This is a genomic window from Pseudomonas sp. B26(2017), from assembly GCF_002113045.1.
Lineage (GTDB): Bacteria > Pseudomonadota > Gammaproteobacteria > Pseudomonadales > Pseudomonadaceae > Aquipseudomonas.
Window position 1 is genome coordinate 82750 of record NZ_NEJJ01000009.1, and the last position, 15229, is coordinate 97978.

General features: G+C 58.5%; 10 protein-coding genes. 5 read left to right on the forward strand and 5 right to left on the reverse strand.

Going from position 1 to position 15229, the window contains the following annotated elements:
• The first annotated feature begins 4 nt into the window (after nt 1-4).
• Nucleotides 5-1546 carry an alkaline phosphatase gene (locus tag CAF79_RS14985; protein ID WP_085698408.1) on the forward strand — a complete coding sequence of 514 codons (1542 nt, stop codon included), beginning with the start codon at nt 5-7 and terminating at the stop codon, nt 1544-1546.
• 59 nt (nt 1547-1605) lie between these two features.
• On the opposite strand, the gene CAF79_RS14990 is transcribed toward CAF79_RS14985, so the two are convergent.
• Both CAF79_RS14990 and CAF79_RS14995 read right to left on the reverse strand, forming a co-directional pair.
• Nucleotides 1606-4134 carry a sulfite reductase flavoprotein subunit alpha gene (locus CAF79_RS14990; RefSeq protein WP_085698409.1) on the reverse strand — a complete coding sequence of 843 codons (2529 nt, stop codon included), beginning with the start codon at nt 4132-4134 and terminating at the stop codon, nt 1606-1608.
• 132 nt (nt 4135-4266) lie between these two features.
• Nucleotides 4267-6588, reverse strand: a complete 2322-nt coding sequence (locus CAF79_RS14995; RefSeq protein WP_085698410.1) for a TonB-dependent siderophore receptor — start codon at nt 6586-6588, stop codon at nt 4267-4269.
• Between the two features lie 207 nt (nt 6589-6795).
• On the opposite strand from CAF79_RS14995, the gene CAF79_RS15000 reads away from it, so the two are divergent.
• The 4 genes from CAF79_RS15000 to CAF79_RS15015 all read left to right on the forward strand — a co-directional run bounded on the left by CAF79_RS15000 (nt 6796) and on the right by CAF79_RS15015 (nt 11612).
• The gene (locus CAF79_RS15000) at nt 6796-7476 is read left to right on the forward strand and encodes a Fe2+-dependent dioxygenase (RefSeq protein WP_085698411.1); all 681 of its coding nucleotides are present in this window, start codon (nt 6796-6798) and stop codon (nt 7474-7476) included.
• Nucleotides 7477-8235 carry a tetratricopeptide repeat protein gene (locus tag CAF79_RS15005; RefSeq protein WP_256579271.1) on the forward strand — a complete coding sequence of 253 codons (759 nt, stop codon included), beginning with the start codon at nt 7477-7479 and terminating at the stop codon, nt 8233-8235. It begins immediately after the preceding gene.
• A 233-nt stretch (nt 8236-8468) separates the two neighbouring features.
• A complete protein-coding gene (locus CAF79_RS15010) occupies nt 8469-10688 on the forward strand; it encodes an alpha-xenorhabdolysin family binary toxin subunit A (RefSeq protein WP_085698412.1) in 2220 nt (739 codons plus the stop codon).
• Nucleotides 10689-10709: 21 nt separating this feature from the next.
• Entirely contained in the window at nt 10710-11612 is a 903-nt protein-coding gene (locus CAF79_RS15015) for a hypothetical protein (RefSeq protein ID WP_256574656.1), read from the forward strand.
• Between the two features lie 45 nt (nt 11613-11657).
• Here the strand turns inward: CAF79_RS15015 and CAF79_RS15020 are convergent, their stop codons facing one another.
• The 3 genes from CAF79_RS15020 to CAF79_RS15030 all read right to left on the reverse strand — a co-directional run bounded on the left by CAF79_RS15020 (nt 11658) and on the right by CAF79_RS15030 (nt 15219).
• Nucleotides 11658-12821 carry a type III PLP-dependent enzyme gene (locus CAF79_RS15020; RefSeq protein ID WP_085698414.1) on the reverse strand — a complete coding sequence of 388 codons (1164 nt, stop codon included), beginning with the start codon at nt 12819-12821 and terminating at the stop codon, nt 11658-11660.
• Between the two features lie 593 nt (nt 12822-13414).
• A complete protein-coding gene (locus tag CAF79_RS15025) occupies nt 13415-14569 on the reverse strand; it encodes a betaine/proline/choline family ABC transporter ATP-binding protein (RefSeq protein ID WP_085698415.1) in 1155 nt (384 codons plus the stop codon).
• Nucleotides 14566-15219, reverse strand: coding sequence for an ABC transporter permease (locus CAF79_RS15030; RefSeq protein ID WP_085698416.1), 654 nt, complete (start codon nt 15217-15219; stop codon nt 14566-14568). The genes CAF79_RS15025 and CAF79_RS15030 overlap by 4 nt, the downstream gene beginning before the upstream one ends.
• Nucleotides 15220-15229 lie beyond the last annotated feature (10 nt).

Genomic DNA, 15229 nt, shown 5'->3' on the forward strand with positions numbered 1-15229 from the left:
CACCATGAGCGATTTCAATCCCGGTCGCCGGCGCGTGATGCAAGCCGTCGGCGCCGGACTGCTGATGCCGGGGCTGGCGCCGGCAGTCATCGCGTCGGTCAAGGATCGACCGCAACTCACTGATGGCGTGCAATCCGGTGACTTGCAGGGCGACCGCGCGATGATCTGGAGCCGTGCCGACCGCCCGGCGCAGATGGTGGTTGAGTGGGACACCCGTAGCCAGTTCCGCCACCCGCGCCGTGTCGTCTCGGCGCTGGCTGATGCCCGCAGCGATTTCACCGCCCGCGTCGAACTCACGGGCTTGCCCGCCGATCAGGCGATTTTCTACCGCGTGTATTTCAAGGATGCCCGCACCGGCGTCGCCAGCGAACCGTGGCTTGGCCATTTGCGCAGTGCGCCGACAGCGCGGCGCAATCTCCGTTTCGTCTGGAGCGGTGACACCGTCGGCCAGGGGTTCGGCATCAACCCCGATATCGGCGGCATGCGCATTTATGAAGCGATGCGCCTGCGCCTGCCGGACTTCTTTATCCACAGCGGCGACACCATCTACGCCGACGGCCCGGTGCCGGCGCAGCTGACCACCGAGGGTGGCCGGATCTGGCGCAACCTCACCACCGAAGCCAAGAGCAAAGTCGCCCAGACCCTCGACGACTATCGCGGCAATTACCGCTACAACCTGATGGATGAAAACGTCCGTCGCTTCAACGCCGAAGTGCCGCAGATCTGGCAGTGGGACGACCATGAAGTGGTCAACAACTGGTCGCCGGGCAAGCAGCTCGACGAGCGTTATCAGGAAAAAAATATCCACACCCTGGTCGGCCGTGCGCGTCAGGCCTGGCTCGAATATTCGCCGATGCGTTTGCAGGCGGCCGATGGCGGCGGGCGGATCTATCGCAAGCTGAGTTACGGGCCGATGCTCGATGTCTTCGTGCTCGACATGCGCAGTTATCGCGGCGCCAACGACGACAATCTCGGGGCGGAAAAACCGTTCTTGGGGCGCGAGCAGCTGAATTGGCTCAAGCGCGGATTGAAAGCCTCGAAGGCTCAGTGGAAAGTCATCGCCGCTGACATGCCGATCGGTCTTGGCGTGCCGGATGGCGAGGTCAGCCCCGGTGTTGCGCGCTGGGAAGCGGTGGCCAACGGCGACCCCGGCCCGGCGCAGGGGCGTGAGCTGGAAATCGCCGAGCTGCTGGGCTTTTTGCGCGCGCAACAAGTACGCAATTTCGTGTTCCTGACAGCGGACGTGCATTACTGCGCGGCGCATCACTACCATCCGGATCGCGCGGCGTTCCAGGATTTTGAACCGTTCTGGGAGTTTGTCGCGGGGCCCTTGAACGCCGGCAGTTTCGGGCCCAATCCGCTGGACAAGACCTTTGGCCCGCAAGTGGTGTTCGAGAAGGCGCCGGCGGTACAGAACGCCTCGCCGTTTGCCGGATTTCAGTTTTTCGGTGAGGTGAACATCGAGGGGCAGAGCGGGGAGATGAGCGTGGTGTTGCGGGATCTGGAGGGGGTTGCGGTGTTTGAGCAAAAACTGCAACCGACTTGAGTTCACCGCAAACAATTTGTGGGAGCGAGCAAGCTCGCTCCCACAGTGGTTATGTGTGGTCAGTAAACGTCGCGGCGATAGCGACCCTGTTCGATCAGGTGTTCGACCTCTTCGGCGCCCAGCACTTCATTGAGCACCTGATCCACGCCTGACGCCATGCCTTGCAGGCTGCCGCAGATGTAGATCACTGCACCGTCCGCCAGCCATTTCTTCAACTCGTCGGCCGATTCGCGCAGGCGATCCTGCACGTAAATCTTCTCGGCCTGATCCCGCGAGAACGCCAGATCGAGACGTTCCAGATCGCCGTTGATCAACCACTCTTCCAGCTCCGCACGGCAGAGGAAATCGTGCTCGCGATTGCGCTCGCCAAACAGCAGCCAGTGACGCTGTTGGTTGTCGGCAATCCGCGCCTTGAGCAAGCTGCGAAGCCCGGCGAGGCCGGTGCCGTTGCCCAGCAGAATCATCGGCACCGCAGCGTTCGGCAGATGGAAACCGCTGTTGCGGCGCACGCGCAGGCTGATGCTGCCGCCGACCGGAGCATGCTCGGTCAGCCAGCCGGAACCGATGCCGAGACGACCGTCGGCATGCTGTTCCTGACGCACGATCAGCTCCAGCACGCCGTCGGCGGCAATCGAGGCGATCGAGTATTCGCGCATGGCCAGCGGCACCATTGCATCGACCAGTGCCTGAGCATGCAGGCCCACCAGATGGGCGCGGTGCTCGGGCAGTTGGCGGGTGGCGAGGGCGACCTCCAGCGACTCTTCCAGGCCGTTGACTTTGACGCTGGTTTCACCACGGATGCCGAGACCGTCGAGAAAGTGCTCGATGGCCCACGGGCAGTTGCGCGGCAGCACTTCCACCAGATCGCCGGCCAGCCAGCTGCGGGAGGTCGGTGCGGTCAAGCCGAGCAGGAAGGCGGGGGCGCCGCTGCTGTCCGGGTTCATCAGTTCTCGACGTACCAGCGTCCAGTTTTCGTAGCTCGGCGCCTGCCAGGTGTCGACCGGCGCTTGTCCGGTGATTTGGCCCAGCTGTGTCTGCCAGTGACGCAGCGCGTAAGGATCACCGCTGTCGACTTCCACCGGGGCGAACAAGGTCTTGCCGCCGTGCTCGCCCAGCCATTGATGCAGGCGCCGGGCGAAACCGCAGAAGTGCTGATACTGACGGTCGCCGAGGCCGAGTACGGCGTAGTTGAGGCTGTCGAGGGTCGAGGCGTTCTTCAACACCTTGCGCTCGAAACCGCGAGCGCTGTCCGGCGCTTCGCCGTCGCCGAAGGTGCTGACCACAAACAGCGCGTTGTTCGAGTCCCGCAGATCCTGCTCGCTGACATTGGCCAGCGGCTGCACCTTCACCGGCAATCCGGCCGCCTGCAACTGGCCGGCGGTCTGCCAGGCGAGTTGCTCGGCAAAACCGCTCTGGCTGGCAAAGCCGATCAGCCACGCCGGCGTGTCGCCGGCCGGTTGGTCGAGGCCTTTGCGGGCATCCTTGATCTGCTTTTTCTTGCGTCGGCGATCCAGGTACAGCAGCCAGCCGGTGATGAAGAACAGCGGCATCAACACCGCTGCGACGGTGACGATGATTCGCCCGGCCAGGCCGAAATAGCTGCCGACATGCAGCGCGTAAATGCTGGTCAGCAATTGCGCCTTGAAGCTCTTGTCGGCGTAGCGATCCACACGTTTGACGACGCCGGTGGCCGGGTCGAGGGTGATCTGGTTCAGCGCGCGGTCATGGGGCGAGCTGTCGAGCAGATAGAACACGGTCGCCGGTTGGCCGGCCACGGGCGGCATACGGATGTTGTAGGAGGCGAGGCCTGGACCTGCGGCGCTGTAGATGCTGATCCACATGGCGGCGTAATCGGCAGTCGGCGCCGGCCCTTCGGGGGCCGGGCCGCGACCGCCGCGCACGCGCTCGTTTTGCGGCGCGTCGGAAAGCAACCTGGTCAGGCCTTTGTTGTACCACTCGTAGGACCAGGACAGTCCGGTCAGTGCCAGCAGCAGGTAAACCAGCATGCACCAGGTGCCGAACACCGAATGCAGATCCCAGTTGAAGCTGCGGCCCTTTTTCTTCCAGTCGAGGGTCAGCCAGACGCGCCAGCTGTTCCACTGGCGCGGCCAGCGCAGGTACAGGCCGGACAGGCAGAAAAACAGCAGCATCAGGGTGCAGGCGCCGGTGATGTTGCGGCCCGTATCGCCCATGGCGAGGAACCGGTGCAGTTGCAGCATCAGGCCGAAGAAATCCTGACCGGTGGCGTTGCCCTTGAACTCGGCGGTGTAGGGATCGAAGTAACGCATCTCGCCACGGCGCTCACCTTTGGGCGGGGTGAACCAGACGCGGCCGGCGCTGCCGCTTTCGGTCTCGACGGAGAGCATCGAGACTTTCTTGCCCGAGGCCGCTTCGATCTGCGCCACCAGCTCGGCGGGCGGCAGGACGCCGGCGACCTGTTTCTCCACCTGCAACACGGAGGGGTTGAGGGCTTTGAGTATTTCGTCCTGAAACGAATAGGCAGCGCCGGTGATGCCCATCAGGGCCAGCACCAGCCCGGCAGTGATGCCAAAAAACCAGTGCAACTGGAACAGGGTTTTCTTCAACACGTCGCTTGCCTTGTCCGTTCGGAAATGGTGTTCACGGCGTGCATTATGCCGTGGCTTATCGAGAAACGTTCTTTATTACGCACAAAAGCCCCGCTCAAATGAATGAACGGGGCTCGATACTTCCCACTTCGATCAGAAGTGGAAGTTGGTACTCAGCAATGCCGTACGGCCCGCCGCCTGGTTGGCGAAGTGAGTCGAGAAGGCCTTGTCGTAGTAGGTCTCGTTGGTCAAGTTCTGCACGTTCAGTTGCAGGTCGACATTCTTGCTCAGCTTGTACGCAGCCATCGCGTCGTAGCGAACGTAGGAGTCGACCATGGTGGTGTTGGCCACGTTGCCGAACACATCATCCACATAAAACGCACCGCCACCGATGGTCAGCTTCGGCGTGACCTGGTAAGTGGTCCACAGGCTGGCGCTGTTTTTCGGCGTGTTAGGCAGCTCGTTACCATTGTTGGCCTTGTTGGCCGGCAGGTCACCACCGTCAACCTGTTCGCTGTCCATGTAGGCGTAACCGGCGAACACTTGCCACTTGTCGGTGATCTTGCCGCTGGCGGACAACTCGATACCTTGTACACGCGTCTTGCCGGCGTTTTCGTACGAGGTGGTATCCACCTGGACACGCGCGTTTTCTTTCTCGGTGCGGAAGATGTCGGCGGTCAGCGACAGGCGATCGTTCAGCAAATCCCACTTGGTACCGATTTCGTAGTTTTTGGTGGTTTCCGGCTCCATGTCGCTCTTGAGCAGGTTGCCGTTACGATCCGGCGTGCCGCCCAGCGGGTTGCCTTCCTGACCTTCACCCAGGGTGTTGCCCGGCGGTGTGGCGGAGGTGGCGTAGGACGCATAGATGCTGCCGTTCTCGGCCGGTTTGTAGACGATGCCGAACTGACCGGTGACGAACTCGCTGGTGTCCGAACCCTTGGAGGTGGTGCGGCCAGCATTGTTGTAGGTGTTGTAGCCCGTTTCGAAGTGGTCGTAACGCAGGCCCATGTTCACCAGCCATTGCCGGGACAGTTCCAGAGTGTCGAATACGTACAGCGCGTAGGTATCGGACTGGGTGTCGGTGCCGGCGTAGTTGCGCGAGATCGCGCCGTTCCACGGATCGTTCGGGTTCGGGTTCGACAGCGAGGTGCAGTTGTAGCCGCTGGCAGCGCCGATCAGGCCCGGATTGCAGTTGGTGGTCACGGTCGAAGTGCGCGGCGTGGTGTCGGTGTTGACGTTGTACGAGGATTTGCTGCTTTCCTCACGGGTGTATTCGACACCGGTGGAGAAGCTGTTCTTGAAGCCGGCGAGGTAGAAGTCGCCGAACAGATCGGTCTGGTTGGTGGTGGTCTCGGTGTTGCTCACGCGAGTGTTCGCACGACGCCAGACGCTGCCGTTGTTGACGTTGCCCTTGCTGTCGTCCGGCTGGGTCAGGATGTAATCCTGCATGCTGGTGCCGTGACGCAGGGTGTTCTTGATCGTCAGCGAGTCGCTCAGGTCATGCTCGATGGCGAAGGTCGCGGTATCGGTGCGGCCTTTGCGGAAGTCGCGGTCCAGACCGTAGAAGTTGCTGTGATCGCCACCGGCGTACGGCTTGTCCGGATTGGACTTGGTACGCGCCGCCGAGCCGCCGGCAGGAATCGTGTAAGGGATGCCCGAGTCCGGCGTGTCATTGCTTTCGAGATGGTAGTAGTCGAGGTTGACGCGGGTGTCGGTGCCCAGGCCGAAGGCCAGGGACGGCGCGATGCCCCAGCGGTCGTAGTCGACCTTGTCGCGACCGGCGACGTTGCTCTCGTGGCTCATCAGGTTCAGACGGCCGGCAGCGGTGTCGCTGAACTGGTAGTTGCCATCCAGGGTGTAACGCTGGGTCTGGTCGGAGCCCCAGGTGAAACCACCGTCGAACGAGTTGCCCAGGTGCGCTTTCTTGCTCACCAGGTTGATGCTGCCGCCAGCTGCGCCACGACCGCCGATGGCGGAGTTCGGGCCCTTGCTGACCTCGATGTTTTCCACGGCGAAGATCTCGCGGCTCTGGGAACCGGTGTCGCGCACGCCGTCGAGGTAGGTGTCGCCCTGGGCGTCGAAACCACGGATGAACGGACGGTCGCCCTGCGGGTTGCCACCTTCACCGGCACCGAAGGTAATGCCCGGTACGGTGCGCAGCGCATCCTGCATGTTCAGGGCGCCGGTGTCTTTGAGGACTTGTTGCGGGATAACGGTGACCGAGCGCGGTGTATCAACCAGCGGTGCGGTGTACTTGGGCGAGGAGGCTTTCTCGACCTGGTAGGAAGTCGAGTCCTGGGCTTCACCGGTGATGGCGGTGGCGTCCAGGGCGATGGCATTGCCGGTGGCTTTGCTGTCGGTTTTTTCGGCGGCAAACACCATGTGGCCTGCGGAGCCGGCGGTGATTGCCACGCCGATGGCGGAAGCGAGCAGACGTGGTGAACCGACCGGTAATTGTGCTTGTTGACGTGCCATTTTTATTCCCCTCCCCAAGGATTTGAGGCGGCGGAATATAGGGTAAACAGGTATTCGTATCAATTGCGAAACATTGTTATTCGCACTGAATTTACATTCTTTACAATTTAACCTTACGGTTTTTACCAGTTCATTCGTCTAGCGGGTTTTACACAGCCAATAAGAATCAATACCATTGCCGCCTCTTTGCCATCAGGTGACATTGCCATGCTGCTGCACATCCCCGCTCTGTTCGAAAAAGACGAAGTGCGGCGCATCCGCGAGGCTCTGGAACAGGCCGACTGGGCCGATGGCAAGATCACCGCCGGCTATCAATCGGCCAAGGCCAAGCACAATCTGCAACTGCCGGAAGGTCATCCTCTGGCCAAGGAAATCGGCGCCGCGATGCTTGAACGCCTGTGGAAAAATCCGCTGTTCATGTCCGCCGCGCTGCCGCACAAAGTGTTCCCGCCGTTACTCAACTGCTACACGGCGGGCGGCAGCTTCGATTTCCACATCGACAACGCAGTGCGCCAGCCCAAGGGCAGCATTGAGCGGGTGCGCACTGATCTGTCCGCCACGCTGTTCTTCAGCGAACCCGAGGACTACGACGGCGGCGAGCTGGAAATCCAGGACACCTTCGGCACCCAACGGGTGAAACTGCCCGCCGGCGATATGGTGCTGTACCCCGGCACCAGTCTGCACAAGGTCAATGCGGTCACTCGCGGCGCGCGTTATGCCTCGTTCTTCTGGACCCAAAGCCTGGTGCGCGAAGACAGCCAGCGCGCGTTGCTGTTCGAGATGGACGGTGCGATCCAGCAACTCACCCAGGACATGCCCGATCATCCTTCGTTGATCCGCCTCACTGGCACCTATCACAACCTGTTGCGTCGCTGGGTCGAGGTGTAAGTGGCGGACTTTCGGTTACGTCGCGAAGAAGTCCTCGACGGCGAACGCCTCACCGCCATGCTCGAAGAAAGCCCGGCCCGTGCGGCTCAGGCGATTCTGATCGCAGCGGGTGAGGGCGTGCTCGAAGCGCAGGCGCTGCTTGGGCAGATTTTGCTCGATGGCCACGGGATTGCGCAGGATCAGCCGCTGGCAGTGCGCTGGTTTGAAATCGCCGCAGGGCAAGGTCATCTGATGGCGCGCAACATGCTCGGTCGTTGTCATGAACACGGATGGGGTTGTGTGGCCAGCGCCGAACTCGCCGCGCGCCATTACCAGGCGGCCGCCGACGCGGGGCTGGATTGGGCGATGTACAACCTGGCAAATCTGCACGCCACCGGACGTGGAATACCCGAAGACCAGGCGCAGGCCCTCGCCCTGTACCGCAGCGCTGCCGAGTCGGGACATGCCAAGTCGATGAACCTGTTGGGTCGGTATCTGGAAGAAGGACGTCACTGTCCGCAAGATCTGCCAACGGCGCGTGACTGGTATCGTCGAGCGGCTGAGGGCGGCGATTTTCGAGGACAGTTCAGTCACGCCGCGATACTTGCCGATGAGGGACGCATTGATGACGCTCTTGGCTGGCTGCGCAAGGCGCTGGACGCGGGCAATGTGAATTTCCTGCGAGTCGCCAGCGTGTCTTTGTTGAATGCACAACATCCTCGAATCCGTGCAATGGCAGACGCTTATAAGTTGCGGCTGGCAGAGTTAGTTGCTTTGTAAGTATTTACTTCGCGGTTATTTGTTTTCATCAAGTTGATGTGGCTGTTCTCGGGTAAGTATTCGGGTGAATGGCTTGTTTGTCGTGATTGCTAATATTTGAATGCTTGTTGATTGGTGTTTTGCTGTCCTAAGGTTGTTTTGCGATGTCGGCGCTCAAGTTGAAGTGAGTTGAGTGACGATGTCGTTTCTAAAATAACTTTTATTAAATATCCGAAGAAGACAAGGAGTCTCTTATGGAATTCAAGATGGACAGCAAAATTGTCGAGATCGCCGCAAAAGCGCCTCTGATGTTTGTAAATGCTTCGCTTGGTGAAGATGAAGAATACAATCGGGACCCCGGTATTCAATTAACCAAGGAACAAATTATCGGCCTGCGTAAGTATGAAGTTTTGGGGCTGTCACTTCCTGTTCGGCTGGAAGATGTCGTTGCCTATCTGAACTATGGTGCCGGGGATGCGGGGGGCGTTGGTCTCAAGGCAGCAGACTTTCAGAGGACCTTCGTCTGCACCTACGACCATGCGAAACGCTGGTCGCCGTTGCGTGAAAAAATCATGCTTACCGGGACTGACCTGAAGGTATTTGCCGGTAGCATTCTTGGCGCAGGTGCAGCAATTCAAGAGATCTACAATGACCAGCCTTCATCCTCTTACCTGGAAAACTACGATATCTACACGCCGGAGGAGTATCAGGAACTGGAGCGCAGGTTCCCGAACCTTCCAAGCCTGAACTTCCCTGCCGATGACGCCCTTGAGGTCAAGTCTCACCTCAAAACCATTCTGGACAAGGTGACAGCGGCCCACAGTAAGGCCGAACGAGTCCGAGAGGAGCTCGACAGTTTCGGCACCGATATGCGCGAGACGGTCTTGCCGGCGATCAGGTTGCGACTGGAGTTTGTGTCCCGTAATACCTACCAGGCCGACATCCAGATTCTGCAAGGCGAAATTGACCAGCGCTCCAAAGCTATTGATGAACTCAACAAGCAATATGATCAGCTGGTTCAGGAAGCAATCAGATCTGCGGCGACGTTTAACATTGGTGGTTTGATACTCGGTATCTATCAGGGCGTCAAAGCCGAAAAGATCCGCAAGGAGCGAAACCAGCTAAAAACAGAACAACAGTCTGCCAATCAGAAGATGGCCAGCAAGAGTCAGACACTGAGTTCCTTGAACAAGGTGCGTGATGACCTGCAGAACCTCAGCTACGTTGCGATTGAAGCAGAAGTTGCAACTCAAAATCTGATGCTGGTCTGGAACGCTCTGAGTACTTACCTCAAAGGTTCTTTTGAAGATATTGATGGTATTGTGACGGCAACTAATTTCAGGATGTTCAAAAATCAGATTCTCTCCATCATTGACCCGTGGCGAAAAATAAGAACAGCTTCTGATCAACTGCTGGGTGTGTTCGCAGCGGCAGAAAAAGAGTATGGAAACGGCTTTGCAGTATTCAGGAGCAACACAATGATGTTATCGCTACAGGATGATTTGACTTCTTCTGATTTTGACGTCGCGGCACTGCGTGTACACGGTGCTTCGGTTCAGGCAAGTAATGTCACTGCGCAAATGCTGGGTGAGCAATTCAATTATTTGCCAGGTACCGTCCGCACCATGAATGGGCTGACGGTGGCTATCCAGAAGGCCACATTCGAACTTCGTAATCAGGCCCAGACGACAGGGATCAATCTGGAGCGTGCGCAGAACAGGCTGAAAATGTCTCAGAGCGATCTCCTCAAATATCCTGAAGAAGGGGATGAAATCCGCGAAGAAATGGAAACCGAGCTCAAGAATGTATCGATGAAAGTCTCCGAGCACGCGAACGATTTGAAGATGACGCACAACGGCTTGAGTACGGCTTATGACCGATCGGCTTCGGCGCAATGGATTGTGACGCTGCAGCAGGACCGGGCGTTCACGGAGGCATTGAAGGTCAAGTCGGAAGAAAAAATCGCCGATTTCGAAAAGCAGATGGAATCGGTGTCTGAAGCGCTCGAACTGATCGCGAAAGCCGGGGTGGAGAAAATCGGTCAGGAAGCCCGATTGACGCTGGATAACCTGAAAGCACTGGGGCTGGCGCCACCGCAGGTTCAGATTGCACTGTTTGCCATTGATACCTTGAAAAAAATGATCGCGGGTATCGGCGAGGCCATTTCCTATCTGAACATGCTGGCGGGTTACAACCAGCTCAAGGATAAGGCAGCTGATCTGAGGGCGCAGTTGAAGAAGCACGTCAACGATATCTACCAGATCGATGGAAAGATTCAGCTGGTGCAAGTGCTCGACCAGTTGGACGAAGAGCGCTGGAGTTACGTGAATGAGTATTCGAATCTGGTGGCTGTATTCGAGTCCTTCGCCCGAGACTTCCAACAGGACAAGTCGCAGCCTGCCGAGGAGCGGACGGCTGCCGCACTCACCCGGATTGCCGATGTCAGGCAGTACCTGAAAACTGTTCAGCAGTAAGGAGTCGAGGCGGTGGGCGACATGCTCACCGCTTCCCTGTCACTCATGAAAACACTTGCCTATGAATTCTCCACAACGCAACGACGCGTGCTGGATCGATACACAATTTTTCTCGGTTCTCTTCACCCAACCTTCAACAACATTCCTTTGGTGTTTGAGCGCCGCAGAGCCAGCGGTCATCAACTGGCGGTACGGGCCAGCGATTCGCGTTTGAACAACGCCAGCTTCAATGCACGCTACTTGCAGGAGTTCTGGCAGCGCACCGAAGAGGTTCGGCGCCTGTGCAGTACTTACGTCGCGGATCTGGCTGCGTTCACTGCCGAATCGCTGGAAATTAGCCGCAATACTTCAAGGAACGAGCCCCTCAGTCAGGTGGATTTCAAGTTGTACAGCTTATCCAGGTCGCCGACCTGGAGGTTGTTTCCCCCTACCAATGTCCCGGAGCTCGTTCACGAACTCGCGCTTCGTTTTTACTCGTTGAGGGCAGCGATAGGCCAACTGAAATACACAATCGTCGAGGTGCATGACGAGTCGTTCGGGCTCAAGTCGGTGTTTGGCAGGGCGATGGATCATCGCTCGTGCCAGTGCCATAACCAACCCGCAGTGGTTGAGGAGTTGTTTCGTGAAGCGCGCACGTCGCCGGTTTGGGACGTAGCTTATTCGTCAGCGGATCCGGTAGTCAGGGCCGCTGAATACAAAGCTGATGTAGCAGTGTTGTTTAACGGATTGGCTTCCGTGAGTTCGCACATCAGCGTGTTTCTCGAAGAAACCGGCTTGCGCATCGAAATGTTGTACTACGACTTGTTGAGGGCAGAGCGCGCATCGAAACTCGGCGAGTTGAATTTCCAGCTGGCCGCCATGCAAGAGGGCGCCGATGAGTTCATGACCATGCTCAATCATCTTGAGAGCTGGCTGCGCAAATAAAAAAGGCCCATACACATGCATGGGCCTTTTCATTTACAGCTTCGCTTACACGTAGAACGACTTCAGCGGCGGGAAGCCATTGAACTCTACCGCGCTGTAGCTGGTGGTGTACGCACCGGTCGACAGCCAGTAGAGGCGATCACCAATCGCCAGATTCAGCGGCAGGCCGTACTTGTAGTTTTCGTACATGATGTCGGCGCTGTCGCAGGTCGGGCCGGCGATCACGACTTCTTCCATCTCGCCTTTCTTCTCGGTCCAGATCGGGAACTTGATCGCTTCGTCCATGGTTTCGATCAGACCGGAGAACTTGCCCACATCGGTATAAACCCAACGCTCGACGGCGGTACGGGATTTACGCGCGACCAGTACCACTTCGCTGACCAGGATGCCGGCGTTGGCAATCAGTGAACGGCCCGGCTCCAGAATGATTTCCGGCAGATCATCACCGAAGTCTTCCTTGAGGAAGCGGATGATTTCTTCGGCGTAGGTTTCCAGGCTGTTGGTGCGGGTGATGTAGTTGGCCGGGAAGCCACCGCCCATGTTGATCAGCTTCAGGTGGATACCGTCTTCTTCTTTCAGGCGCTCGAAAATCACTTTGACCTTGGCGATCGCGGCGTCCCAGACGCTGATGTCACGCTGTTGCGAACCGACGTGGAACGAGATGCCGTAAGGCACCAGACCCAGATCGCGGGCGAGGATCAGCAGGTCCATGGCCATGTCGGTCTGGCAGCCGAATTTGCGCGACAGTGGCCAATCGGCTGTGGTCGAGCCTTCGGTCAGGATGCGCACATAAACTTTGGCGCCCGGTGCGGCCTTGGCGATGTTGCGCAGGTCGGCTTCCGAGTCGGTGGCGAACAGACGCACGCCCTTCTCAAAGAAGTAGCGAATGTCCTTGGACTTTTTGATGGTGTTGCCGTAGCTGATCTGGTCCGGGCTGACGCCCCGGCTCAACACTTTGTCCAGCTCATAGATCGAGGCGATGTCGAAGCTCGAACCTTTCTCTTTGAGCAGGTCGATGATCTCGCCGGCCGGGTTGGCCTTGACCGCGTAGTAGACCTTGGCGAATTCGAAACCGGCGCGCAGGTCATCGTAGGCCTGGGCGATCATCGCGGTGTCGATCACCACGAACGGGGTTTCCTGTTTGTCGGCGAATGCCTTCATTTTCTGAAAGGTTTCGCGCGCGAAATAGTCTTCGACCTGGATCGACATACCTGGGAGCTCCTATGGGCAAACGGGTAAAAACAATGGGTGCATATGAACGTCCTCCGTATCCCCACTTTGGTTCGCCTACTTCCCAAGGCATGTCGCCGAAAGCAAAAAGGCCATGGGAAATGTAGTCTTTCTTTCCCTTGGCCTTGCTGTCTCGTCGTCAGTACTTGAGCCGGATGGATCGTTTCCAGCATGGACGTTCGGCGCGAACTTTAGGGCGTGAGGGGCCTGAGATCAACTAAAAATGTCGCGTTTTTGCACGCTTCTGACGTGCGTCGCGGATATCACTCTTTGTAGCCGACCGAGATGACGGTCAGATGTTCCGCAATAATTTTAAGGTGTTAAAAATACCTGCACGTTCGAAGCTGATGTGCGCCAACTCTCAGATAACTACGATCACTTCAACATCGGCGACGTTGGCCGCGAGAAGGGCAGGTGAGGGGGGATTTGCTGGTTGAAGCTGACAAGAACGGCCGGGTCCGGCGCTCTGGTGTGTTGATATTTCTTGCCGGCTCATCGTCGGCGAAAAAATCCCGGCCTTGAGGATCCGGTGGTCGAAAAAAAGGGCTGTCGAACAGCCCTTTTGCTTTTGATCAGGACACCGCCTCGGCTGGCGACACGATATTGGTCTTCATTCCGCGCGATCGACCCGAACTCAGGTACGCCGCAATCGACTCCTGGGTGACCTCGCCGAGGAATACCCGCTCGGCATCCATCACCGGCAACCAGGCACGATTGAACTCGTACATCCGCGACAAGAGGATGCGCAAATGCTCGTCGTACGCCGCCGTGGCGTTGAACTCGCGCAGGAACTGGGCACAGGTGCCGGTCTGGCGATGCAGGTCGCGACGGCGCACATAACCCAGTGCCTTGTTCTCGGCGTCGGTGACGACGACATAGCGGCGGTCATGCTCGTCCATCAACTCCAGCGCATCGGCCACCGGGGTTTCCGGGCTCACCGATGGCGCGTTGTCTGCCGCGTCTTCGGCTTTCACCAGTAGCAGGCGTTTGAGGGTGCTGTCCTGGCCGACGAAGTTGCTGACAAAGTCGTCTGCCGGATGCGCCAGCAGCGTGTCCGGATGATCGATCTGCAACAGCTTGCCGGCGCGGAAGATCGCGATCTTGTCGCCCAGCTTGATCGCTTCGTCGATGTCGTGGCTGACCATGATCACGGTCTTGTTCAACGCGCGCTGCATCTCGAAGAACTCGTTCTGGATCATTTCGCGGTTGATCGGGTCCACCGCACCGAACGGTTCGTCCATCAGCAACAGCGGTGCATCCGCGGCCAGCGCGCGGATCACGCCGATCCGTTGCTGCTGGCCGCCGGACAGTTCGCGCGGGTAACGATGCAGATACTGCTTGGGCTCAAGCTTGATCATGCTCATCAGTTCGCGGGCGCGGTCGTGGCATTTCTGTTTATCCCAACCGAGCAGTTTCGGCACGACGACGATGTTCTCTTCGATGGTCATGTTCGGGAACAGACCGATCTGCTGGATCACGTAGCCGATGTTGCGGCGCAGGGTCACTTCGTCGAGGTCGGTGGTGTCTTCGCCGTTGATCAGGATCTTGCCGGAGGTCGGCTTGATCAGGCGGTTGATCATTTTCAGCGTGGTGCTTTTGCCGCAACCCGATGGCCCGAGGAACACACAGATTTCGCCTTCATTGACGGTCAGGCTTACCGAGTCCACGGCTTTCACATCTTTGCCGTTGCTTTGGAAGGTCTTGCTGAGGTTTTGAAGTTCGATCATTTGAGGAGTCCTTTTGGAGTCAGCGAACGTTGCAGCCACTGCAAAATGAGGTCGGCGAAGATCGCCAGAAGACTGACCAGCAGCGCGCCGACGATGAGCATCGACATGTCGCTGCGGCTGATGGAGGCGAGGATCAGCACGCCAAGGCCGCCGGCGCCGATGGTCGCGGCGATGGTCATCACGCCGATGTTCATCACCACGGCGGTGCGTACGCCCGCGAGGATCACCGGTACCGCAATCGGCAACTCGACCATGCGCAGGCGCTGGCCAAAGGTCATGCCGATGCCGCGAGCAGCTTCGCGGATGCCCGGCTCGACGCCGGTCAGGGCGAGGTAGGTGTTGCGCATGATCGGCAGCAGTGAATAAAGGAACACCGCCGTGATTGCCGGCATCGGGCCGAGGCCCTGGCCGAATTTCGAATAGAACGGCAGCAGCAGACCGAACAGGGCAATCGACGGCACGGTGAGCAATACCGTGGCGCTGGCCTGCAAGGGACCTGCGAGCGTCGGAAATCGAGTCATCAAAATCCCCAGCGGCACGCCGATGAGGATTGCCAGACTGACGGCGATGCCGACCAGGGTGATGTGCTGCCAGGTCAGGTGCATCACCTGCTGCCAGTCGAGGTGGGAAAAGGCGTTCAAAAATTCCATGACTTTTCCT

Excerpts from the sequence above, each read along its gene's own strand:
- CAF79_RS14985 (WP_085698408.1), top strand. The coding sequence starts at position 5 with ATGAGCGATTTCAATCCCGGTCGCCGGCGCGTGATGCAAGCCGTCGGC.
- CAF79_RS14995 (WP_085698410.1), bottom strand. The coding sequence starts at position 6,588 with ATGGCACGTCAACAAGCACAATTACCGGTCGGTTCACCACGTCTGCTC.
- CAF79_RS15000 (WP_085698411.1), top strand. The coding sequence starts at position 6,796 with ATGCTGCTGCACATCCCCGCTCTGTTCGAAAAAGACGAAGTGCGGCGC.
- CAF79_RS15010 (WP_085698412.1), top strand. The coding sequence starts at position 8,469 with ATGGAATTCAAGATGGACAGCAAAATTGTCGAGATCGCCGCAAAAGCG.
- CAF79_RS15015 (WP_256574656.1), top strand. The coding sequence starts at position 10,710 with ATGCTCACCGCTTCCCTGTCACTCATGAAAACACTTGCCTATGAATTC.
- CAF79_RS15020 (WP_085698414.1), bottom strand. The coding sequence starts at position 12,821 with ATGTCGATCCAGGTCGAAGACTATTTCGCGCGCGAAACCTTTCAGAAA.
- CAF79_RS15025 (WP_085698415.1), bottom strand. The coding sequence starts at position 14,569 with ATGATCGAACTTCAAAACCTCAGCAAGACCTTCCAAAGCAACGGCAAA.
- CAF79_RS15030 (WP_085698416.1), bottom strand. The coding sequence starts at position 15,219 with ATGGAATTTTTGAACGCCTTTTCCCACCTCGACTGGCAGCAGGTGATG.